Annotated in this window: 24 protein-coding genes, 4 tRNA genes and 1 pseudogene; 7 read left to right on the top strand and 22 right to left on the bottom strand. The window is 60.8% G+C overall.

Annotated elements, in window-relative coordinates; all coding sequences use genetic code 11:
• Positions 1-89: 89 nt before the first annotated feature.
• Together rplL and rplJ are read right to left on the bottom strand one after the other, a co-directional pair.
• Positions 90-479 (bottom strand): 50S ribosomal protein L7/L12, encoded by a 390-nt coding sequence (rplL, locus tag QP965_RS05665; RefSeq protein WP_023020528.1) that lies wholly within the window; start codon positions 477-479, stop codon positions 90-92.
• Between the two features lie 88 nt (positions 480-567).
• Positions 568-1,089: a 50S ribosomal protein L10 gene (gene rplJ, locus QP965_RS05660; protein WP_005322886.1), complete on the bottom strand. Its 522-nt coding sequence runs from the start codon at positions 1,087-1,089 to the stop codon at positions 568-570.
• A gap of 185 nt (positions 1,090-1,274) precedes the next feature.
• Between rplJ and QP965_RS11535 the strand changes: the two genes are divergently transcribed.
• Both QP965_RS11535 and QP965_RS05655 read left to right on the top strand, forming a co-directional pair.
• Positions 1,275-1,604 (top strand): deoxyribodipyrimidine photo-lyase, encoded by a 330-nt coding sequence (locus tag QP965_RS11535; protein WP_350309237.1) that lies wholly within the window; start codon positions 1,275-1,277, stop codon positions 1,602-1,604.
• Positions 1,514-1,741: pseudogene (locus QP965_RS05655) on the top strand (Y4yA family PLP-dependent enzyme); the annotation flags it as partial. The gene QP965_RS11535 and the pseudogene QP965_RS05655, both read left to right, overlap by 91 nt.
• A gap of 84 nt (positions 1,742-1,825) precedes the next feature.
• Here the strand turns inward: QP965_RS05655 and rplA are convergent.
• From rplA to QP965_RS05620, 7 genes are all read right to left on the bottom strand, one after another.
• On the bottom strand, positions 1,826-2,530 hold the full coding sequence (gene rplA, locus QP965_RS05650; RefSeq protein WP_005327963.1) for a 50S ribosomal protein L1: 705 nt from the start codon (positions 2,528-2,530) through the stop codon (positions 1,826-1,828).
• 68 nt (positions 2,531-2,598) lie between these two features.
• The gene (rplK, locus tag QP965_RS05645) at positions 2,599-3,042 is read right to left on the bottom strand and encodes a 50S ribosomal protein L11 (protein WP_005327961.1); all 444 of its coding nucleotides are present in this window, start codon (positions 3,040-3,042) and stop codon (positions 2,599-2,601) included.
• A gap of 172 nt (positions 3,043-3,214) precedes the next feature.
• The gene (gene nusG / locus QP965_RS05640) at positions 3,215-4,135 is read right to left on the bottom strand and encodes a transcription termination/antitermination protein NusG (protein ID WP_005327959.1); all 921 of its coding nucleotides are present in this window, start codon (positions 4,133-4,135) and stop codon (positions 3,215-3,217) included.
• Between the two features lie 128 nt (positions 4,136-4,263).
• Complete coding sequence (gene secE, locus QP965_RS05635; RefSeq protein WP_049358680.1) at positions 4,264-4,596, bottom strand: preprotein translocase subunit SecE; 333 nt, start codon at positions 4,594-4,596, stop codon at positions 4,264-4,266.
• A 212-nt stretch (positions 4,597-4,808) separates the two neighbouring features.
• Positions 4,809-4,881: transfer RNA gene (locus tag QP965_RS05630), tRNA-Trp, on the bottom strand.
• 140 nt (positions 4,882-5,021) lie between these two features.
• Positions 5,022-5,093 (bottom strand) — tRNA-Met (locus QP965_RS05625).
• A gap of 38 nt (positions 5,094-5,131) precedes the next feature.
• Positions 5,132-5,207 (bottom strand) — tRNA-Thr (locus tag QP965_RS05620).
• 441 nt (positions 5,208-5,648) lie between these two features.
• Between QP965_RS05620 and deoD the strand changes: the two genes are divergently transcribed.
• Genes deoD through QP965_RS05600 form a run of 4 tightly spaced genes read left to right on the top strand, consistent with a single transcriptional unit; the run spans position 5,649 to position 10,000 of the window.
• The gene (gene deoD, locus QP965_RS05615) at positions 5,649-6,374 is read left to right on the top strand and encodes a purine-nucleoside phosphorylase (RefSeq protein ID WP_284844356.1); all 726 of its coding nucleotides are present in this window, start codon (positions 5,649-5,651) and stop codon (positions 6,372-6,374) included.
• A 15-nt stretch (positions 6,375-6,389) separates the two neighbouring features.
• Positions 6,390-7,757 (top strand): MFS transporter, encoded by a 1,368-nt coding sequence (locus QP965_RS05610; protein WP_284844355.1) that lies wholly within the window; start codon positions 6,390-6,392, stop codon positions 7,755-7,757.
• Between the two features lie 11 nt (positions 7,758-7,768).
• Entirely contained in the window at positions 7,769-8,416 is a 648-nt protein-coding gene (gene deoC, locus QP965_RS05605; RefSeq protein ID WP_284844354.1) for a deoxyribose-phosphate aldolase, read from the top strand.
• A gap of 3 nt (positions 8,417-8,419) precedes the next feature.
• Positions 8,420-10,000 carry a phospho-sugar mutase gene (locus QP965_RS05600; RefSeq protein WP_284844353.1) on the top strand — a complete coding sequence of 527 codons (1,581 nt, stop codon included), beginning with the start codon at positions 8,420-8,422 and terminating at the stop codon, positions 9,998-10,000.
• On the opposite strand, the gene QP965_RS05595 is transcribed toward QP965_RS05600, so the two are convergent.
• The 8 genes from QP965_RS05595 to QP965_RS05560 all read right to left on the bottom strand — a co-directional run bounded on the left by QP965_RS05595 (position 9,997) and on the right by QP965_RS05560 (position 15,387).
• The gene (locus QP965_RS05595) at positions 9,997-10,581 is read right to left on the bottom strand and encodes a DUF2335 domain-containing protein (RefSeq protein WP_284844352.1); all 585 of its coding nucleotides are present in this window, start codon (positions 10,579-10,581) and stop codon (positions 9,997-9,999) included. The two genes, QP965_RS05600 and QP965_RS05595, sit on opposite strands and share 4 nt — an antisense overlap.
• A gap of 459 nt (positions 10,582-11,040) precedes the next feature.
• A complete protein-coding gene (locus QP965_RS05590; protein ID WP_227909767.1) occupies positions 11,041-11,208 on the bottom strand; it encodes a hypothetical protein in 168 nt (55 codons plus the stop codon).
• A 163-nt stretch (positions 11,209-11,371) separates the two neighbouring features.
• Entirely contained in the window at positions 11,372-11,734 is a 363-nt protein-coding gene (locus tag QP965_RS05585; protein WP_005292602.1) for a DoxX family protein, read from the bottom strand.
• Positions 11,731-12,306, bottom strand: coding sequence for a TetR/AcrR family transcriptional regulator (locus tag QP965_RS05580; protein ID WP_005292598.1), 576 nt, complete (start codon positions 12,304-12,306; stop codon positions 11,731-11,733). Before QP965_RS05580 ends, QP965_RS05585 begins: the two co-directional genes overlap by 4 nt.
• 62 nt (positions 12,307-12,368) lie before the next feature.
• Positions 12,369-12,758, bottom strand: a complete 390-nt coding sequence (locus tag QP965_RS05575) for an NUDIX hydrolase (RefSeq protein ID WP_005292595.1) — start codon at positions 12,756-12,758, stop codon at positions 12,369-12,371.
• A gap of 20 nt (positions 12,759-12,778) precedes the next feature.
• On the bottom strand, positions 12,779-13,963 hold the full coding sequence (locus QP965_RS05570) for an Nramp family divalent metal transporter (RefSeq protein ID WP_011272788.1): 1,185 nt from the start codon (positions 13,961-13,963) through the stop codon (positions 12,779-12,781).
• A 228-nt stretch (positions 13,964-14,191) separates the two neighbouring features.
• Positions 14,192-14,273: transfer RNA gene (locus QP965_RS05565), tRNA-Tyr, on the bottom strand.
• Between the two features lie 109 nt (positions 14,274-14,382).
• A complete protein-coding gene (locus tag QP965_RS05560; protein ID WP_005327943.1) occupies positions 14,383-15,387 on the bottom strand; it encodes a polyprenyl synthetase family protein in 1,005 nt (334 codons plus the stop codon).
• 98 nt (positions 15,388-15,485) lie between these two features.
• Here QP965_RS05560 and QP965_RS05555 point away from each other — a divergent pair, with 98 nt between their 5' ends.
• Positions 15,486-16,751, top strand: coding sequence for a geranylgeranyl reductase family protein (locus QP965_RS05555; protein ID WP_284844351.1), 1,266 nt, complete (start codon positions 15,486-15,488; stop codon positions 16,749-16,751).
• A gap of 33 nt (positions 16,752-16,784) precedes the next feature.
• Here the strand turns inward: QP965_RS05555 and QP965_RS05550 are convergent, their stop codons facing one another.
• Genes QP965_RS05550 through QP965_RS05530 form a run of 5 tightly spaced genes read right to left on the bottom strand, consistent with a single transcriptional unit; the run spans position 16,785 to position 21,631 of the window.
• Positions 16,785-17,474 (bottom strand): demethylmenaquinone methyltransferase, encoded by a 690-nt coding sequence (locus QP965_RS05550; protein ID WP_005322922.1) that lies wholly within the window; start codon positions 17,472-17,474, stop codon positions 16,785-16,787.
• A gap of 11 nt (positions 17,475-17,485) precedes the next feature.
• A complete protein-coding gene (locus QP965_RS05545) occupies positions 17,486-18,685 on the bottom strand; it encodes a glycosyltransferase family 4 protein (protein ID WP_269953680.1) in 1,200 nt (399 codons plus the stop codon).
• Positions 18,686-18,745: 60 nt separating this feature from the next.
• Positions 18,746-19,216 carry a DUF3592 domain-containing protein gene (locus tag QP965_RS05540; RefSeq protein ID WP_239230603.1) on the bottom strand — a complete coding sequence of 157 codons (471 nt, stop codon included), beginning with the start codon at positions 19,214-19,216 and terminating at the stop codon, positions 18,746-18,748.
• A complete protein-coding gene (gene menD / locus QP965_RS05535) occupies positions 19,217-20,839 on the bottom strand; it encodes a 2-succinyl-5-enolpyruvyl-6-hydroxy-3-cyclohexene-1-carboxylic-acid synthase (protein WP_284844350.1) in 1,623 nt (540 codons plus the stop codon).
• Positions 20,840-20,896: 57 nt separating this feature from the next.
• Positions 20,897-21,631, bottom strand: coding sequence for a hypothetical protein (locus QP965_RS05530; protein WP_284844349.1), 735 nt, complete (start codon positions 21,629-21,631; stop codon positions 20,897-20,899).
• Positions 21,632-21,645: the final 14 nt, after the last annotated feature.

The following is a 21,645-nucleotide window of genomic DNA, read 5'->3' as shown; positions in this document are numbered from 1 at the left end:
ATCCGCCAAGGCACAAAACCAGGAAACCCCCAGCTCCCACCGCGCGCGGCGGTAAGAGTGGGGGTTTGAAAGCGTAAAGCTCAGTGAAATTACTTGAGCTCGACGGAAGCGCCAGCCTCTTCCAGCTTGGTCTTAGCAGCCTCAGCGTCGTCCTTGGAAGCGCCCTCGAGGATAGCCTTAGGAGCACCCTCGACCATTTCCTTAGCTTCCTTCAGGCCCAGGCCGGAGACGATCTCGCGGACAGCCTTAATAACGCCAATCTTCTTAGCGCCAGCGTCGGTCAGAACGACGTCGAACTCGGTCTTCTCCTCAGCGGCAGCAGCGCCGCCCTCAGCCGGAGCGCCAGCTGCAACAGCAGCAACCGGAGCAGCAGCCTCAACGTCGAATACCTCTTCAAATTCCTTAACGAACTCGGACAGTTCGATGAGGGTCATTTCCTTGAAAGCTTCAATGAGCTCGTCCTTGGTGAGCTTAGCCATGATGGCAAGTCCTTTCTGTGTTGTGTGTGCGCTGCGCGTGTTTTATGCCGCGCACACGGTGTTGTAATTGTGCGTCTTTTGTGACGACTTAAGCTTCTGCTTCCTTCTTGTCCTGCAGGGCTGCGACGGTGCGTACAGCCTTGGTTGCAGGAGCGTTGAAGAGAGCGGCTGCCTTCGCCATAGAACCCTTCATAGCGCCAGCCAGCTTTGCGAGGGTGGTCTCGCGGTTGTCCAGCTTGGCGATGGCCTCAACCTGGTCGGCAGACAGTGCGTTGCCGTCCATGTAGCCACCCTTGATGATGAGTGCCTTGTTGTCATCAGCGAACTTGGTGATGACCTTCGCAGCATCCACTGCCTCGCCCTTGATGAACGCAATTGCGGTCGGGCCAGTCAGCAAATCATCAAGACCTTCGATGCCAGCTTCCTTGGCAGCGATCTTGAAAAGGGTGTTCTTGGCGACGGAGTATTCAACGTCAAAGCCCAGATCGTTACGCAGCTCCTGCAGCTGGGATACGGTCAGGCCGCGGTACTCGGTCAGTACGACAGAGTTAGCGCCAGCCAGCTTCTCCTTCAGCTCTGCCAGGTCTGCAGTGTTCTTTGGGTTTGCCATTGTCTCTCGCCTCCTTCCAAAACATCTCTTTTATTATTCCGCCGGGGCCTTCCTCGCTTCGGTTACCCGAAACAACAAAAGCCCCGTGCAAGAGCACAGGGCGCGCGACATAAGAGAATGCCGCGAATAATCGCAAAGTGTCTCCTGCGTGGGCCGCCTCCTAGGATGGAGAACCTTCGATCCAAATGGATGACCAACGGTCTTCGGTGAACTTTGACTCGGCCGTGATCTGGCCGTTCAAACTTCGTGAAAAACACTACCTCCCCACCCACGGTTTCTCCAAATCGCCGTGTGCTCCGCGTAGCATGGCCGCTATGACCAGCCTGATGTGGTTCCGCGATGACCTGCGCCTGCACGATAACCAGGCCCTTTCCCGCGCGGCCGAGGCCGCCCCGCTTGGCGACAAAAGGAAATCTCCCGCAACCCACACATTGGCTTTGTGGTGGGTGCCTACTGCATTGAAGACGAGGTTATCCTGCGCCGCGAACTGGATTTCCCGGATGGCACTGCCGTAGGAGATACCCTTGTCATTCCGAATACAGCCGGATATTTTATGCACATCCTGGAGTCTGCTTCGCACCAAATTCCTTTGGCACGCAACGTTTACTTCGACGGCGGCGATTGGGCGCCAGACGATATTGACGCCGTGTAGCTGCAGGCGGGCTAAGACATAGAAGAAGGGCTTCGAGGCAATCCTCGAAGCCCTTTAACTTTGAACGCAGTGCGTTAGGACTGCTTACGCGGTGTAATCCTTGACCACGGAACCGTCAACCGGGATGCCCGGGCCGGAGGTGGTGGAGATGGTAGCGCGCTTGATGTAGATGCCCTTAGCGGAAGAAGGCTTCAGACGCTGGATCTCGTCCATGAGGGCGCCGTAGTTCTCAGCCAGCTTCTCAGCATCGAAGGATGCCTTGCCGATGATGGCGTGCAGGTTAGCAGCCTTATCAACGCGGAAGGAGATCTTGCCGCCCTTAACCTCAGCGATTGCCTTAGCAACATCTGCGGTAACGGTGCCGGTCTTCGGGTTCGGCATCAGACCACGCGGGCCCAGGACGCGAGCAACGCGGCCAACCTTGGCCATCTGATCCGGGGTAGCGATAGCAACGTCGAAATCGATGTTGCCCTCGTTGATCTGCTCGATCAGTTCAGCGGTGCCAACGATGTCAGCGCCAGCTTCCTGAGCGGCGGTAGCCTTCTCGCCCTCAGCGAAGACAGCAACGCGAACGTCCTTACCGGTGCCGTTAGGCAGGGAAACGGTGCCGCGAACCAGCTGGTCAGCCTTGCGCGGATCAACGCCCAGACGGAAGACGACGTCAACGGTGGCGTCGAAGTTCTTGGAGGAGGTCTCCTTGGCCAGCTTGGTAGCCTCGATCGGACGGTACAGGCGGGACTTATCTACCAGTTCCGCAGCGGCCTTATAAGCCTTAGACTTGGTGCTCATTTAACAATTCCTTTTCTGGATTGGTGTGGTGTTCGGCGGGCCGTAGCTGGCCCTACCACATAAAGTTTTTACTTCTCCGGTGCGCCATCAACGGTGATGCCCATGGAGCGGGCGGTACCGGCGATGATGCGAGCGCCGTTCTCGATGTCACGTGCGTTCAGGTCCGCAAACTTGGTCTCTGCGATTTCCTTGCACTGATCCCAAGACACAGAGCCGACCTTGTCGGTGTGTGGGACGCCGGAGCCCTTCTTGATGCCAGCGGCCTTCAGCAGCAGCTTAGCTGCCGGCGGGGTCTTCAGCTTGAAGTCGAAGGAACGGTCCTCGTAGACGGTGATCTCAACCGGAACCACGTTGCCACGCTGGTTCTCGGTAGCGGCGTTATAAGCCTTGCAGAACTCCATGATGTTGACGCCGTGGGCACCCAGTGCCGGGCCAACTGGCGGTGCCGGGTTAGCGGCGCCTGCCTCGATCTGCAGCTTGATGAAGCCGGATACCTTCTTCTTAGGAGCCATCGAATTACCTCTTTCCTGTGTTACCGGGATGTCCGCCACGATGAATAACGGGATCCCGTCCGGATGCTCACCTTCAGTGGGCCACCGGAGGATGAAACGTTTTCTTATACGCACGCCAAAGGCGCACGGCGTTCCAGTTTAGAACACCGTGCGCCCTGCACAAAATCACTTTTTAGGAGATGCGCTCGATCTCGGTCGGCGACAGCTCCACTGGGGTCTCGCGGCCGAAGATGGATACCAAGCCCTGCATCTTGCCGGTCTCCGGGTCGATCTCGGAAATGGTCGCAGATACGGCGGCCAGCGGGCCGGACAGGATGGTCACGGCCTCGCCCACCTCGAAATCGTGCGCGTACTTCTTGGCCACTTCCTTCTCCGGCATAGCCACAACCTGCTCGCCTTCTGCCTCGTTCGGGGCAGCATCGCCCTTGGTGGACGGCGCCTCGTTGGGCATCAGGAACTTAGCCACGTCGCGGGTCTTAACCGGGGTGGCGTTACCCTCGTTGCCCACGAAGGAGGTCACGCCTGGGGTTTCGCGGATGACGGACCATGCGGCGTCGTTAAGCTCAGCGCGGACCAGGACGTAGCCCGGCAGCAGCTTGCGCTTCACGATCTTCTTCTTGCCGTCCTTGTTCTCCAGGACCTGCTCAATAGGTACAACGACCTCGAAGATGGAATCTTCTACCTCGAGGGTCTGGGCGCGCATGTCCAGGTTGGTCTTTACCTTGTTTTCGTAGCCGGAGTAGCACTGGATGATGTACCACTGGCCCGGCTGCTTCTTCAGTTCGCGGGTAAAGGCGCGCAGGCGCTTGCGGTAGGCGGCATCCTCGGACTCGTCTTCGCTGGCCTCAGGGGCTGCACCCTCGGCCTCTGCTTCGGTCGCTGCCGGTTCCGCTGCGTCGGCGGACTCGCCTGCAGCCTCGGTGGACTCAGCCGTTCCTTCAGCTTCCTCCGCTGCCGGAGCGGCTGGGGTAGCGTCTTCCTGTTGTGCTTCTTCCACGGAGCTAGCGTGCTCTGCCGCCTGCTCCTGCACGTTGGACTGCATTGCCTCTTCCAGGGAGGTGCCTACGGTTTCGACGTTATTCTCGTCGCTCATAATTCTTACTCCAAAAAATTCCTCGGCGCGTTGCGTAGGACCAGCCTACCCGCCCGCGTATGGGCAAAAAGTATCCCGCCGTTCCTCTAAGCGGAAACAGCGGGATAAAAGATTATGCGCTTATCTTACTAATCTGAGAGAACCTGCTCAACTCCGAGACCAGCCAGGGTGTCAACGCCCCAGACCAAAACGGTCAGCACGATAAGGAACGCAAAGGTAATGAGGGTGTACTGCAGCATCTCCTTAGCGGTAGGCCACACCACCTTCTTCATCTCGGATACGACCTCGCCTGGGAAGGCGGCTACGCCACCACCTGGGGTGTCATCGTGGTTCTTATCCTCGACGCGGACGACGTGCTTATCGGCGTAGTCCGCGGAGGACGTGGTAGCCGCACCAGAGAGCTGACGCTTACCGGTCGGGCGCGATGCACCCGAATTCTTCGGCTGCTGCTCATCGCTCACAGCTAACCCTCCTTGGGAACTAAATCTAATAGGGCGCTTAGCGCGCACCTCCATAACTTTGTCAACCCTAGCAAAGCTTGCACAGCATGAAAAGCTGACCACGGCATTTGCAAGGCGTGGCTTTGATAACAAGTGGGCGGGCCAAGCGCCGAGAGGAAAATAGGGCATGAAGAAACCCCGCCACCTAATGCCAGATGACGGGGTTCACTGTGCAGGGGCGACAGGACTCGAACCTGCAACCTACGGTTTTGGAGACCGTTGCGCTACCAATTGCGCCACGCCCCTATTCTTTTATTCCTCAATGCCTCAGCATCAAGCGTTGAAGACCTTACCAGAGCCATAGTTCCAATCCGAAACTAGGCACAGCCTGGACTGCCTTCAGCGCGGTAATAAAAAAGCGCCCTGCGGGCGCCTTTCTTTCCCGGTAGCGATGGCGAGAATTGAACTCGCGACACAGCGATTATGAGTCGCTTGCTCTACCACTGAGCTACACCGCCATATTCACCTTGGGGGAATTTCTTCCTCCGAACATGAATGGAGCCCCCTGACAGAATCGAACTGTCGACCTTTTCCTTACCATGGAAACGCTCTGCCGACTGAGCTAAGGGGGCACATCCTAGCGTTGAACACATCGCTATTTCGTTGTGCTCTCCGTTGCGGACTCCAATAATCTAACCTGCTTTCAACGTTTTACACAAATCGCCACGTCAGAACGTAAAAATGCATAGCTCTCGTGACACACTTTCGCGCCTTTTGAAGGCAGTTGAATGAACGGCATGGCAGACCACTCCTGCGGGCTGCCCGGCCACGCCTCCTGCCGTGCGCCAGCAGCCATGCGAAGGCATGTGGATTGGGGGGTGGGAAAAAGGGGCGTCGGCAAGCGTGGCACTACTCACCGCGGGCAGTGACCCCGGCACGGACGCTGGTGGCTGAGTCCAGTGAGGCTTTCCGCAGTTGTTGAAAAGCCGCAAATACGGCCGTTGACATGGGGTCCTGAGGGTTTAAGCTGGGTCTGTAAAATCCCCCCCCACCCCATGCCAAGGAGCGAAGATATGTCCGCTACCGATATTGCCACCCCACACATCAATCCGCAGGGCGCGCCCATTGCGGAAACCATCCTCCTGCCCGGTGACCCGCTGCGCGCGAAGTTCATCGCCGAGAACTTCTTGGAAGATACCGTCCAGTTCAACGGTGTGCGCAATATGCTGGGGTTTACCGGTACTTTTAACGGCAAGCCCATCTCCGTGATGGGCTCCGGCATGGGCATTCCCTCCATCGGCATCTACTCCTGGGAGCTCATCCACAACTACGGCGTAAAGAAGCTCATCCGTGTCGGCTCCATTGGCGCCATGCAGGAAGACATTGCGCTGCACGATGTCATCGTTGCTTCGTCCGCCTCCACCGATTCCAACTTCTTGAGCCAGTACAACCTACCGGGCAGCTACGCCCCCACCGCCTCGTGGGAGCTCCTCAAGGCTTTGGTGGATCAGGCCGAAAAGCAGCAGGCCCACATCCACGTAGGCAATATTTTGAGCTCGGATATCTTCTACAACTTTGACCAGAGCGTGAACGAGCGCTGGGCGCACATGGGTGTGCTCGGCGTAGAGATGGAATCCGCAGCGCTTTATGCCACCGCGGCTGAGGCCGGCGTCGACGCGCTGGGACTTTTCACCGTCTCCGACAACCTGGTGCACGATACCCACCTCTCCGCGGAGGAACGCCAGACCGCCTTCCGCACCATGATTGAACTCGCGCTTCCGCTCAACGCGCTCGACTAAAAGGAACCTCTCCCCGTGACTTCCACCCACCCCACCGCTTCCCCGCAGGAAAAGCGGCCAGGCTCCGCGGTAAACCCCAAGGTTGCCGTGCCTATCCTGCTCTTTGTCTTCGTCTTCTCGCTGGTTATTGATAACGGCTTTAAGACGATGACCATGCCAATCGCCGAGGCGCTCGACATCTCCGATACCACCGCCTCCCTCCAAGCTTCCCTCGCCGGCGTGATCATCGGCATCGGCGCCGTGGTCTACGCCGCGCTGGCAGATTCCATCTCCATCCGCAAGCTCATGCTCACCGGCGTTGTCCTCATCGCCGTGGGCTCGCTTTTGGCCTTCGCCTTTTCCAGCTTCTGGCCCATGGTGCTCACCGGCCGCCTCATCCAGACCACTGGCCTTGCCGCCGCGGAGACGCTGTATGTCATTTACGTGACCAAGCACTTGAGCGAGGCCGATCAAAAGACCTACCTCGGCTTTTCCACCGCCGCCTTCCAGGCCGGCCTGCTCATCGGCGCGCTGACCTCCGGCTTTATTTCCACCTATGTCTCGTGGACGGCGATGTTCCTCATCCCGCTCATCCTCATCCTGGCCATCCCGCCGATTATCAAGCTGGTGCCGGAAGATGCGGCCGTGGAGGGCCACCTCGACGCCCTGGGCCTGTTTTTCATCGCGGTCTTCGCCACCGGCCTGACCATGTTTATGCAGGAATTCAACTGGGCATGGCTCATCTTCGCTCTCCTTGGCGTCGTAGGCTTCATCATCCACATCGGCCGCGCCAAGCACCCCGTGGTCACCCCGGAGTTCTTTACTAACGGCCGCTACGTGTGGACCATCCTCATGGTCTTCTTTGTCTACTCCACCCAGATGGGCTTCATCTTCCTGCTGCCGTTTGCCGCACATGACTTGCATGGCATGAACATCGATAAGGCCTCCCTGCTGATGATCCCGGGCTATATTTGCGCCATCCTCATCGGCATTTTCTCCGGCAAGATCGGTGCCGTCTTGTCCTCTCGCGCCACCATCTACACCGCCTTCGCTTTGGTTGCCGGCGCGCTGGTGGCGGCCGCGCTCTTCGTGCAGCTTCACGTTGCCGTGCTCATCCTGGCCATCGTGGCCTTTGCCTCCGGCTTTGCGCTGATGTACGCCCCGCTGGTCAACACCGCACTGCGCAATATCACCGCCGCCAAGTCCGGCATCGCCATCGGCTTTTATAACCTGACCATCAATATCGCCATCCCACTGGGCATTGCCTATACGGCAAAGCTGCAGGACCTCACCAGCTATAACACCGTGCTGTGGATCCTGGCGGCCGTCGCCGCCATCGGCATTGTCCTGTACATCGTCTCTGACCTCAAGATGGCCCGTTCCGAATCCCGCCTCACCCGCTAAGGAGAACAATTATGACTTCCCGCACCGACGTTGCATCCATCATCGACCACACCCTGCTCAAGCCGGAGGCCACCCCGGAACAGTTCCGCGCCTTGGTGAATGAGGCGGCCGAGCTGGGCACCTATTCCGTCTGTGTTTCCCCGTCCGCCCTGCCCATCGAGGTTCCTGATTCGCTGCATATTGCTACCGTCGTGGGCTTTCCTTCCGGTGCTGTAAAGCCGGAGATTAAGGCCGCTGAGGCGGCCCGCGCGGTTGCTGATGGTGCCGAAGAGGTGGACATGGTCATCAATATCCCGCTGGCCATCGAGGGCCGCGCCGAGGATCTGCAGGCCGAAATCCAGGCCGTGCGCGATGCTATCCCAGGCAAGGTGCTCAAGGTCATCATCGAGTCCGCCGCGCTTTCCGACGACGCCATTGTCCTCGCCTGCAAGGCCGCCGCAGCCGCCCAGGCGGACTTTGTGAAGACCTCCACTGGTTTCCACCCGGCCGGCGGCGCCTCCGTACACGCCGTTAAGCTCATGCGCGAGACCGTAGGCGACAAGCTAGGCGTGAAGGCCTCTGGCGGCATCCGCACCGCCAAGGATGCCTTGGCCATGATTGAGGCCGGCGCAACCCGCCTGGGCTTGTCTTCCTCCGCCAAGATCCTCGAGGAGCTCTAAGCCATGTCAAAGGCCGCCACCGTGGATTATGACTACGCCCGCACCTGGGCCGAGCACGACCCCGATCCGGACACCGCCCGCCAGGTGATGACCTGGATTGAAGAGGGCAATACCGACGAGCTCGCCGCCGCCTTCGCCGGTCCCCTCGCCTTCGGCACCGCGGGCCTGCGCGCCGCCGTGGGCGCGGGCGAGTCCCGCATGAATCGCGCCGTGGTCATCCGCACCACCTATGGGCTAATCTCCTGGCTCAAACAGCACGTAGACACCCCAGTGGTAGCCATTGGTTGCGATGCCCGCCACGGCTCCGCGCAGTTCCAGCGCGATGCCGCACAGGTCATCTCCGCGGCCGGCGGCAAGGCCTTGGTTCTGCCAGCGCAGAACCCCACTCCGCTGACCGCCTTCACGGTCCGCTCGCTCAAGGCGGATGCCGGCATTATGGTCACTGCCTCGCATAACCCGCCGGCCGATAATGGCTATAAGGTCTACCTAGGCGGCCGCATCGCCACCGGGCCGGCAGAGGGCGTACAGCTGGTTTCGCCCGCCGATGCAGAAATCGCCACCGCCATCGCCGCGGCACCCCATGCCGATGAAGTCCCGCTATCCACCGACAACATCGTGGACGTCGATACCCGCGCCGAGTACCTCGACCGCGCCGCGCAGCTCGTGGGCGCACATACCGATGTCACCATCGCGCTGACCGCCATGCACGGCGTCGGCGCCGCCTTGGGCGAAAAGCTGCTGACCCGCTGCGGGTTCCGCGTCTCGCTGGTTCCTGAACAGGCCCAACCGGATCCCGATTTCCCCACCGTTTCCTTCCCCAACCCGGAAGAGCCGGGTGCCCTCGACCTCGGCATCCGCCACGCTGAGGAGATCGGTGCCGATATTCTTATCGCTTATGACCCGGATGCGGATCGCTGCGCCGCCGCCGTGCCCACGTCCTCAGGCACGTGGCGCCAGCTCACCGGCGATGAAACCGGCGCCCTTTTGGGCGACTATCTTGCCCGCCAGGGTGCGACAGGCAACTTCGCCAACTCGCTCGTCTCCTCCCGCCTGCTCGGGCGCATCGCCGCCCACTATGGCCTCGGCCACGAAGAGACGCTCACCGGTTTCAAGTGGATCGCCCGCACCCCGGACCTCGCCTTTGGTTATGAGGAGGCCATTGGTTTCTGCCCCGACCCCACCGCTGTCCGCGACAAGGACGGCGTCGCTACCTCCGTAGTGCTCGCCAGCCTCGCAGCCGAATGCAAGGCCGCAGGAACCACCTTGCTAGAGCGCCTAGAAGGCATCTACGCCACCGTGGGCGCCCTCTACACCCAGCCGCTGACCTTCCGCGTCGATGACCTCAGCATCATCGCCCAAGCGATGGATAAGGTCGCATCTACCCCGCCCGCTGAACTGGCTGGCTCGCCCGTGGCGAAGGTAGAGAAATTCGCCCAAGGCTCCAAATTTTTCACCGACAACAATGACCGAGTCATCGTGCGCCCCTCCGGTACCGAGCCGAAGCTGAAGTGCTACCTCGAATCCCCCGACGCCGACCGCCTCGATGCCATTGCGGCCGACCTGCGCGCCTACTTCGGGATTTAAACCCCTCCCCGCTCCGCGCTCTCTAACTGGTCCTTCCGGGATTGCTTAGGGCCAATGAGGGTGCGGACTAGTGGGCTTGCTGCCGCCAGACCCACCGCCGCAGTACCAACTATCGATTCCGGTGGGTCAAAAAGAACGAGTATCGCCGGTATAAGGATGAGCGCGCCGAAAATGACACCTACGGTTGTAAAGAGCCGTACTTTTGATTCAAATATCGCGTACTCGAAAGATTCTGCTGTAACTTTCCTATCGAGGACAATATCTGCATGAGCGTCCTCCATAATCCGATCGCCTGCGCCCGGCTGAATGTCATTGTGCTGTTTGATTATCTGTGGATGCGGAGTTGGCCCCTGAAGCGCCCACACAGCAATTTGGTCATCAAGGTTAGAAAGCCTATTTACGCCAGGGAGCGCTCCTCCAACTGGTGGGAAATCGCTACGTTTATTTTCCGGTGCGCCCGATAACTGCGAGTCCGATTGCGCAGATGCGCTTGCTGCGCTGCCTGCGCTACTCGCTGGCTTTGAAATAGGTGAATCTCGTTTACCCCGTCCAGCATCGTTCGGATCTTCTTCATATCCCATATCCTATCGCTTAACCCCGTACCTTCATCTCTACAGTGACTTTCTGTGCCTGATGGTATGGCTACCGAGCACGCCTGTTTGTACACAGCGCCTTAGAAAGGTGTAGTTTGCTGGTCCTGAAGGCCAAAATGAGAGGAGTTAAAGATTAAAGGACCCCACCATTCATCCTTAACAGTTTTGCTAAAGATTGCAGTTGGTATTTCATCATTGCTCTGCCTCGGCTATTTCATTGGCGGTTTGAATGCGGTATACGTTGCCAAGACCCTGGCGGGATCGGATTCCACCTCATTGCCAGATATTTCTCGCAGGCTAGGAAATGGCTTTTTCTACTTCAAGCCCGTTGCCACAACATCCAGGAGTCCAATTGTTTCATGCCGATTTAGAGCACTACTTAGCCATTGTTGAGCGGGTTTATGTTGCGGTGCAGCGGAGTGGAAGGCATAAACGAGAATGTTGACATCAGGAATGATCATCGAGTACCGCCCACACAGCTTCTTTGTTGCTGAGATCAACTAGAGCCGGTCCGCCGCAATCGAAGGAGGGCAGGTTAACGGGGGTGTCTTCGGTACTGATGCGGGCTTCCTTCTTGAGGGCAGCGCGGACCGCCTCTTCGACGTATGAGCTCAAAGTGACATTGTTGGCTTTGGCTTGGATCTTCGTTTCTTCAAGGAGTTTCGGCGGGAGGTTTATCGTCGTGCGCATACCTTTAGGGTAGAAAGCATCAAGTCATCATTCAAGAGGTGCAATGATGTATCTGCCTTCAGGAAGCCGTGAAAGGTTGACTGGTGTCTTAATTCAGTGCGAGCGTCAGGATCAGTACTCCGATGGAGAATGCGAGCATGCCTAAGCAGTTGATCCAGAATGCGCTACCGAGGAAGTGGGCGCGGACATGGGCTGCTGCGGCCGCGCAGAAATAGGCGATGACTCCAATCATGGCTGTGATTCCTACGCCGGGGAACCAGAGGCCGGCAATGAGTCCTACGGCGGCGAGGCACTTGATGACAATGAGCGCCCACCACCAGTCCTTGGGGAGTTTGACGCCGCTGAGGCAGGCTTCGATGAAGGGGACTGGTTTGAGGGAGAGGGCGGCGTCGCCAAGCAGAATGGCTGCTAGTAGAAGGGAGGGCCAGGCTGGGGAAGATTCTAGGATCATTGGGTTACTCCGAATGCGGTGTTGAGGCGTTCGATCGATGAGGCGGCTTGGGATGTGAGGTGCTCGGTGTCGTAGATTCCGGCGGCCCAGCCGATGAGTAAGCCGAGGTAGACGTTGTACAGCAGGTCGGCGTACTCGGCCGCATCGGCGCTGCTGAGCCTGGTGCCGAGTCGCAGGGTGATTTCATCGGTCAGGAGCGTTTTGAGTGCGGTGAGCGCTTCGCCTTGATTGCCTTGTTGGATGAGTGCTGCGCCAAAGGCGCGGGAGAGCTCTTCGTGGCCGGTAAACATCTGGAGGAAAGGTCTCAGGACATCGAGAAGGCTATCGGATTGTCCCCGGATGTCATCGTGGAGTTCTGAAATGTGTTGGCCAATGGTGCGGATGAGCAGCGTTTGTTTGTCGCCGACTCCCATGACGGTTCCCACGCTAACGCCAGCTTCGGATGCGATAGTCCGGATGCTGGTGGTGGCGTAGCCCTGAGTGAGGAAGAGTTCGTAGGCGGTGGCTAGGACCTTGCTGACGGTGCCAGCTTTGGCGGCCGAGCGCGATGAGTGAACGTGTTCAGTGAACATGTTCAAAAGGGTAGCTCTTGATGGTTTCGAGGTCAATGACGCCGAAGTGTTGACAGTTGGCGCTAGGCCAGCGTGGGGAAGACGCGGTCGCGCAGCAGGTGTGCAAGCTCGCGGTCGGGGGCTGCTGGGTTGACCCAGGCGGTGTCGCCGATTTCGGCGGCGGCATGGGGTTCGTCGGCGGTGACGGTGCGGGTGTAGGTGAAGATGGTGCCGACGACGACCTCGCCCGGTTCGTTGGCGGCGGGAGCGTCGAAGGTGCCGAGTTTGTTGAGGCTCTCGGCGTCGAGGGTGAGGCCTACTTCTTCGGCAACTTCGCGCAGGGCGGCGTCGACAAGCGCCTCGCCCGCCTCGGGCTTGCCGCCGGGCAGTTGGTACTTGGTGGAGGACTTCTTGCGCACGGTAAGCACGTGGCCTTGTGGGTTGCGGATGACGACGGCTGCTACTTCAATCATGGCTGCTGATTGTAGGCGGCCTAGAGCAGCGGCAGGAGCACGAGGGCGAGATTGAGTGCGATGACCAGCGCGGCAAGCGTCCAGCCCACGGCCATAGACCAGGGTTTCGCGGCGAACTCACCCATGACGTCCCGGGAGCCGGCATAGCGGAAAAGCGGGATGATGGCGAAGGGGATGCCCAGGGAAAGAAGTGCCTGGCTGACCACCAGTGCCATAGTGGGGTCGACCCCGCAGCCGATGATGACCAGCGCCGGGATGAGCGTGACCAGGCGGCGGACTAGTAGGGGGACCTTGATGTGAAGCAGGCCGTCCATGATTTCGGAGCCGGCGTAGGCGCCCACTGACGTCGAGGCGAGGCCGCTGGCCAGCAGGCCGATGGCGAAGAGAACGCCGGCCAGCGGGCCGAGGTGGCTGGCAATCGCCGTGTGGGCCCCGGAGATGGTCTCTGTGCCGTCCACGCCGTAGAGGGCCGAGCCCGCCAGGACCAGCAGGCCCACGTTGACGAGCCCGGCGATGGACAGCGCCACGGCGATGTCCGCGCGGGTGCCGGCCAGCACGTGGGGGATTTCCAGGTCGGGGTAGCGCTGCTTGGTCAGGGAGGAGTGTAGGTAAATGGCGTGCGGCATGACGGTGGCGCCCAACATGGAGGCGGCCAGCAGGATGCTGTCCTTGCCCTCTAGGCGGGGGATGAGGCCGCCGGCCACGTCGGCGGGGTCGGGCGGGGCGATGGCGAGGCCGGCAAGGAAGCCGATGCAGATGACCAGGAGCAGGCCGATGACAAGCCCCTCGAACCACTGGTTCTTCTTCTGGAAGATGAGGAGAATGATGGAGACCGCGCCGATGATGAGCGCGCCCGCGAACAGGGGGAGGTTGAAGAGGAGTTGCAGGGCAATGGCGCCGCCGATGACTTCGGCGAGGTCGGTGGCCGCGGCGATGAGCTCGGCCTGGGCCCACATGCCTAGGCGCGCGCGGCGGGAGAGACGCTCGCCCATGATTTCCGGCAGGGAGCGGTGGGTGACTAGGCCCAGTTTGGCGGAGTGGTACTGGATGAACATGGCCATGAGGTTGGCCACGACGAGTACCCACACCAGGAGGTAGCCGTAGTGGGAGCCGGCGCTGATGTTGGCGGCTACGTTGCCGGGGTCGACGTAAGCCACTGCAGCAACGAAGGCGGGGCCGGTGAGGCTGATTAAGGTCTTACGCATAGGCATCTCCATACCAAAAGTTCAACTACTTGAAGTCTAGTTTTCATCGCCATATGTTCAAGCCAGGGGATCGCTGGGGTTTTCTTAGTTGTTTTCCTCGCCAGTGCTTATGCGGTGTGGCACAAGGCTAAAAGCTCCCGCACCCAGGAGCCCAGCGAGTAGATCCCGCCTCACAGCTGCAGGTACGCTTGAAACCCCGCAAGCTTTTGCTTGCGGGGTTTCATTCTGTGCCAGGTAGAAGATTCGAACTTCTGAAGGCAATGCCGGCGGATTTACAGTCCGCTCCCTTTGGCCGCTCGGGCAACCTGGCATGCACTGTGTGGTGCGAGTAAGTACTTTACTACGAACCACCCTCCCACCTACAAATCGCCAGCGTAGTAGGGGCGAATGGGGCTATAGAGAGGGGCTTAACCAAGCAGCTAGCCCACGCGGCGCACCGTGTAATCCGCCAGTTGGCGCAGGGCCTGGCTCGCGGAGTTCTCCGGTAGCACGGCAAGCTGCTCCTCCACCGTGCGCAGGTAGGCATTGATGTCCTCCAGCGCCTTCTGACGGCCGCCAGACTGGTGCAGGAGCTCGATGGCGCGCTCCACCTCGGCGTCGGAATGCAGCGGGCCAGTAAGCAGCTCACGCAACTTATCGCCCACTTCGCCCTCTTCCTCCAAGGCGTAGAGAACCGGCAGGGTAAATACGCCCTCGCGCAGGTCGGTGCCCGGGGTCTTACCGGATTCCTTTGGGTCAGAGAAGATGTCGATGACATCGTCCACAATCTGGAAGATCATGCCGATGGCACCACCAATGCGGTGCAGAGCTGCGGCATGCTCGGCCGAGGCGCCGGAGTGGTAGGCACCCAGGTAACCAGCAGAGGCGATGAGCACCGCGGTCTTTTCACGGATAACGGCCGTGTAGTGCTCCACGGCATTGGCCTCACCCGCGCCGATGGTCTCGCGCATCTGGCCGGTAACCAGCTCCTCAAAGGTATCGGCAAAGTGGCCCACGGTGTGGGTATCCAGCTCACTCATCAGGCGGGAGGCATGCGCCAAGAGCGCATCGCCGGCGAGGATGGCCACGGAATTATTCCATCGCGAATTGGCAGATTCCACGCCGCGGCGGCGGTCCGCCTCATCCATGACATCGTCATGATAAAGGGTGGCTACGTGCACCATCTCCACGACGGTGGCGGCCTTAACAACCTCTTTGCAGCCCGGACGCGGACCATACTCGGAAGCCAGCAGCGCCATCATGGGGCGAAAGCGCTTGCCACCGGCCTTAGACAGGTGGCTGACCTTGTCCTTTAAGAAGTCCTGGCCGCGGTCGATTTCACTGCGCAGCTTGTCTTCTACTGCTTCCATGCCCGCACCAATGCGCTCGTTGAGCTGCGGATCACCAAGATCCACGTGCGTGGCATGCGATTGACCGTGAGTCATTAAATAGTGTTCCTTGCAACTAAAAGCCAGAGATAATCGATTACCTACCGTAGTCCAAACTGCGCCCCTAAACACACTCGAGGGGTCGAACTCATGCAATGATAGTCCTCATGTCGGAGCAGATCGATTCCCAAACCTATGTCGAGGTCGCCATCATTGGCGCTGGGCCTGCCGGAGCAGCCGCCGCGATTCATGCCGCACGCGCCGGCTATGACACCCTCCTTATTGATTCCGCGACGTTTCCCCGCGATAAAACCTGCGGCGACGGGCTCACCCCGCGCGCGATGCACCAGCTTGCTGAGCTCGGCATTGCGGTCAACGCCTCCTATCGCAATCGCGGACTGAAGCTGCACGGATACGGCGGTGATATTACCGCGCCTTGGCCGGAGACCTACCCCTCCCAGGTCGGCACGGCCCTGCCGCGCTTTCGCTTCGATGCCCTGCTTGCCGACGCCGCCTGCAACGCCGGCGCCACCCTCCTCACCGGCACCCCCGCCACCGATCCGGTGCTCGAGGGCAACCGCGTCACCTCCTTCCGCGTAGGAGAGGCCACCGTACATGCCAAGTGGGTCATCGTGGCCGATGGCGTGCGCTCTACCTTTGGCAAGAAGCTCGGTCGCACCTGGCACCGCGAGGAGGTCTATGGCATTGCCGCACGCTCCTATGCTTCCTCTACGCATGCCGATGAGCCCTGGATGCACTCCCACGTTGAGCTCAAGGACGAAGAAGGCGAGGTGCAGCCCGGCTACGGTTGGATCTTCCCGCTCGGCCCCGAGCTAGGCCAGGTCAACATCGGCCTCGGCGCGCTCTCAACCGCGCAGCGCCCAGCCAAGATCAACACCAAGAAGCTGCTCGAGTTCTACGCCGCCCAACAGCGCCCCGAGTGGGGACTCGGCGAGATTGAGCACGTCACCTCTGCCTTACTGCCCATGGGCGGCGCGGTGTCCAACGTGGCCGGCGCCAATTGGATGATCATTGGCGATGCCGCCGCCTGCATCAATCCCCTCAACGGCGAGGGCATCGACTACGGCTTGGAGACCGCCGCGCTGGCCGTGAACCTACTCGGCCCAAAGGATTTCACCCTGGCCTGGCCGGCCGTCCTCCGCGAGCACTACGGCGAGTCCTTCCTCCTGGCCCGCACGGCCGCCCGCCTGCTTACCTACCCACAGTTCCTACCGCTGGCCGGTCCTCTGGCCCTGCGCGGACCCGTCGGCCGCATGCTTATGCCGGCAGCTGCTCGCCTGATGGGCAACCTCATTACTGACGATGACCGCGATCTCATCGCACGCATCTGGCGCGCCGCCGGCCGCGCGGTCTCTTCCCTTCGCCGCGATACGCCCCTCTGGGATTCGACCGCGGCTTAACCCCTGCTCCCCCAGGCACGGGCGGAGCAGCGCCTAGGCTGGCTTTACCGCCGAGTGCAGCGCCACGATGCCGAAGGTAAGGTTCTGCCAACCGGCCTCGGCCCAGCCATTGCGATTGATAACCGCGGCGAGCTCCTCCTGCCCGGGCCACGCGCGAATGGATTCTGCGAGGTAGATATATGCCTCCGGATTAGAAGAAACCAGGCGCGCTACCGGCGGGAGCAGGCGCATCAAGTATTCCTTGTACACGGTGCCAAAAATCGGTACCACCGGGGTGGAAAATTCCGCCACCGCAAGGCGCCCGCCCGGCTTGGTCACGCGCGCCATTTCGCGCAGGCCGAGCTCAAAGTCGTGGATATTGCGCAGGCCATAAGAGATGGTCACGGCATCAAAGGTGTTATCCGCAAACGGCAGCTTCATGCCATCGCCAGCCACCTTGGGCACGTCGCGCTCACGGCCGGCAGCCAGCATGCCACGGGAGAAATCACACGCCACGCACCACGCACCGGACTTGGAAAGTTCCACGGTGGACACGGCGGTACCCGCTGCAAGGTCGAGAACCTTCTCGCCCGGTTTAAGGTTCAAACGCTCGCGGGTGCGCTTGCGCCAGTGCGCGTCCTGCCCAAAGGACAGCACGGTATTGGTGAGGTCGTATTTCTCGCCCACGGCGTCAAACATGCGCGCCACATCGAAGGGCTTTTTATCCAGATCTGCCTTAGACACAAATGATCAGTCTAGGCTACGCGGGCGCCAAGGGCACGAGCCGCCCATCGCGGCAGCTCGGGACGCTGGCCCAGAATGGTCAGCGGCACCCGGCGAGTATCCTCCAGTACCTCTTCGTAATAGCCCACGAGCTGCTCGCACAGCGCCTTCCACGTCTTGGAGGAAATGGACTCGCGGGCATTGTCCCGCATCTCTTGGTGGATCTCCGGATTGAGCAGAGCGTCCACCGCATTGGGGAGGTCTTCCACAAAGGTCTTTACCTCCAGCAGCAGGCCGTTATAGCCCTCGTCGATGAGGTCTACCGGGCCACCGGCCCGCGGCCCGATGGTCGGCACGCCGGACGCCTGTGCCTCCTGGATGGACTGGCAGAAGGTCTCGAACTCGCCAGCGTGGACAAAAACATCTAAGGAGGCATAGGCGGCGGCGAGGTCTTCGCCCGACAGCGCACCGGTAAAGACAGCACCGGGCAGCTGGGCTTCCAACAGCGGACGCTCCGGCCCATCGCCCACGATGACCAGCTGGATATCCTCGCGCCCGTTGAGCGCCGAGAGGCGGTGCACGCCCTTTTCCGCGGCGAGGCGGCCCACGAAACCAACCACTTTCTTGGTGCCGCTCGGATCCCAGCTGCGGCGCAGCTCGTCAGAGCGCTTGGAGGGGTGGAAAAGCTCCGCGTTCACGCCACGACCCCAGTGGCGCACGTTTTTAATGTGGTGCTTTTCCAAGTCCCGGATGGTCAGCGAGGACGGTGCCAGCGTCATCTGGCAAGAGTTATGAATCGTGCGCAGCCACTCCCACACGCCATAGGCCAGCGCGGAGGCATGGTACTTGGTGGCAAAACCGGCAACATCGGTCTGGTACAACGCCACGGCGGGAACGCGCTGTTGGCGGGCGGAGAAAGCACCAGCCGCGCCGAGTACGAAGGGGCTGGCCAGGTGGATGATATCCGGCTTGAAATCACGCAGCGCCTCATCCACCGCCGTGGTAGGCACACCCACCGGCAGCGAATCCACCAGCGGCACGCGCACGGTGGGCACGCGGTAGATGGGGAATCCTAGGTAGTCCGGGATTTCTTCTTGTCCCTCACGGGCACCCGGCGCGATGACGATGGCCTCCTGGCCGGTCTCGTGCAGGTGCTCTAAAACGCGCAGCACGGAGTTGGTCACACCATTGACATTGGGGAGGAAGGATTCAGCCACGATCGCAACACGCATGCCACCATCATGGCCTATCTTCTTAAGTTTATGGTGAAGCCAGCGGAAAATCTTGGTTAATTATTTCTCCGCACGGCGGGTAAAGAAGCTAATCAGCTTCCACATCACGGCCGCGATGAGCGTGGCAACTACCCCTACCGAGAGCGCCGGGATAATGGCCAGCGTCCATTCGCGGCCTTCGACCTTGACCAGGTCTGGGTCGTCTTGAGCGTATTGCACCCACACCTGCTGCCCCTCGCCCAGCCCACTGGGATAGAGCAGCCCGTGCTGTGGGGTGTGGTAAATCCCCTCACTGTCTTGGAAATCCACCGTGGTGCGCAGCATGCCCACATCCTTGACCGTGGCCAAAGCGCGCGCGGGGTGGCTGGCTATGGCGTGGTCATTCAGCGCCGGCCCAATGACCATGCCCACCACACCCACCAGCGCGGCTAAATACAGCGCCAGCGTCAGCTGGTGCAGGCGGCGGCGATAGACCGCGGGCGTATAGCGCGGCACCACGGCCGCGTGCGGCTTATGCTGCGGCGGGGCCACTTACTGGCCTACCTTTGCGGTGAGCTTCTCATTGAGCGCCCGGCGCGTGGCACGGGTGGTCTTGGCCTCCACGACGGTAATTCCGGTGGAGTATTCCTTCAGCTCCGCCAGCGTATCCAATAGCTCCTGCGGGGTGGTCACCTCGCGGTAGTCTGCTTCATAGGCTTCTGCCAGCTTGCCGACGTCCACCCCATGCGGCGTTCCAAACGCCGGCTCGAAGGACTCGCGCAGCGCATCGGCGCCTTGTTCCAGGGTCTCGAAGATGCCGCCGCCATTGTCATTGGCCACCACGATGGTGAGGTTTTCCGGCCGCGCTTGGTCTTCCGGGATGAGCAGGCTATTTGCGTCATGTAAGAAGGTGACATCGCCCATGAGCGCCATTACGCGTGGGGCGCGCCAGTTGGTGGGATCCAGCGATTGCGTGGCCAGGGAAATGCCGATGGCTTGGGCGATGGTGCCGTCGATGCCGGCCGCCCCGCGCGGCGAGTAGGTATCCACGCCGTCGAAAGGCAGGCCCACCATGGAGGCGTCACGCACCGGGTTCGAGGCGCCGAGCACCAGGGTGTCGTTGACAGAGAGCGTATCGCCCACCGCGGCCGCGACGTGCAGCCCGGTAAATCCCAGTTCCTCATCCTCGAGGGTCTCGCGCACCGCTTGTCCGGCCATATCTGTTGCACCTTCGCAGATCTTCATCCACTCGCGGCTCGGCTCGCCGGTGATCTTGACGGTGGTGCCAAGCCGGGCCTCGTCGCCGCGCTGGTTGGTGAAGTCATTGGTGCGCGAGAGCACCACCAGCTCAATATCCGGATCATTCATCAGCGCTAGCACGCCACGATGCAGCGTCGGGTGCCCCACGACGATGACCTGCTCAACCTTGGTATTGACCACATAATCATTCGCGGAGACCTGCGCCTTGCGGAAGATATGCGCCGCCGCTGGATGCACCGGATGATACGGGCCCGGCGCGCTCGGCTCCGCGATGGTTGGCACGTCTTGGAGACCTTCTACCTCCCAGGCCTCGTCGCCCGCAATGACCAGCGTATTTTTGCTCAAATCCACGGCCACTTCCCCGTGGTCCACAAAGGCTGGTGCGGGCTCGCGCACGCCGTCGTCGGAGGTGTGGTCTGGCAGGGTGTCGTCGACAAGCGGGGCATCAAAGGCCACATTGATGTGTACTTGTAGGTCCTCGCGGAAACGCTGGGCCATAGCCTCGATATCGTCCGCGCCGGTGACCTGGGTGGTGTCCGCATAGACGCCGAAGATGCCCTGCTGCTCGATGGTCTGCGACGCCCCCGTGCCCACCAGGCGCTCCGGCCGATCCGCGCTAATGATGGCCAGCGGCGTATGGGAATAGTGTGCCTCCACCACGGCCGGCAAAGTATTGGCCACCGCAGTTCCCGAGGTCATCACCACGCCCACGTGGCGGCGCTGCACCCGCGCCATGCCCAGGGCGGTAAACGCTCCCCCGCGCTCGTCCAGGCGGGTGTGTACGCGAATATCATCACGCGCCAGCAGCGCCAGCGACAGCGGCGCGTTGCGCGAACCAGGGCACAGGACGACATCCGTGAGGTGGCGCGCCAGTTGGGCGGCTACCTTCTCAGCCAACTGCATCGATTCATTCATGCCGCCCGATTTTACCTGCCCGCGCGCCATTTCCCTTACCGGGCAGGTGCTGGGCGCTTAGTTCTGGTTGGCCGACTGCTCGCCGCCGCCCAAGAGGTCATTGAGGAGGCCCTCAATGTCCACATCGCTGCCCTTATCCAGCTGGTCTTGTACCTCTGGTGGCAGCTCGGTCGGGATATCGGACGGCAGGTCATTCTGGAAGTCCGGCAGCTTTGGCAACTTATTGGAGTTCTCATCCTGCGTATCCGGCTCTTCGGTCTGGGTCACGGTGGTGGGAACCTCCGTGGTCAGCGTTTCCGTCACCGGCTGTGGGTCCGGCTTATCCGCCTCGTCCGCAGCATTGCGCCACAGGAAAAACAGCACCGCCGCAGCCAGCACTGCAAGTACCGCGATGGCCGCGAAGACACCGGCCATCGCGCCACCGCCGCCGCCTTTCTTCTTGCGCTTTTCCGGTTGGTCCGGATCATAGTTCGACGGCACCGGCTCGTACTCGTGCTGCTGCGCGTATTGCTGGTCATATGCCTGCCCGGCCGGCTGCTGATAGTTCTGGCCATAGCTTTGCTGCTGGCCGTAGCCCTGCTGATAGCCAGCGGCCGCATCGAATTGACGAGTTTCATTCTGCGGCTGCTGCTCGCCCGGGAAGTACTGCTTCGGGTGCTCGCGGCGCGCTTGGTCGCGGCTGGGGCCGGCGGCATTATCGGGCACGCGGCCAATCTGGCGCGTGGCATCATCCGCCGGGCTGGACCAGCTGCGGGTTTCATTATTATCGCCATGAGGGCCTTTAGTAGTCATACTCTCTACCTCTA

This window comes from Corynebacterium sp. MSK074 (genome assembly GCF_030229735.1).
Classification (GTDB): Bacteria; Actinomycetota; Actinomycetes; order Mycobacteriales; family Mycobacteriaceae; genus Corynebacterium.
Note: the sequence above shows the minus strand (reverse complement) of the source record. Positions and strands in the feature narration are given on the sequence as shown.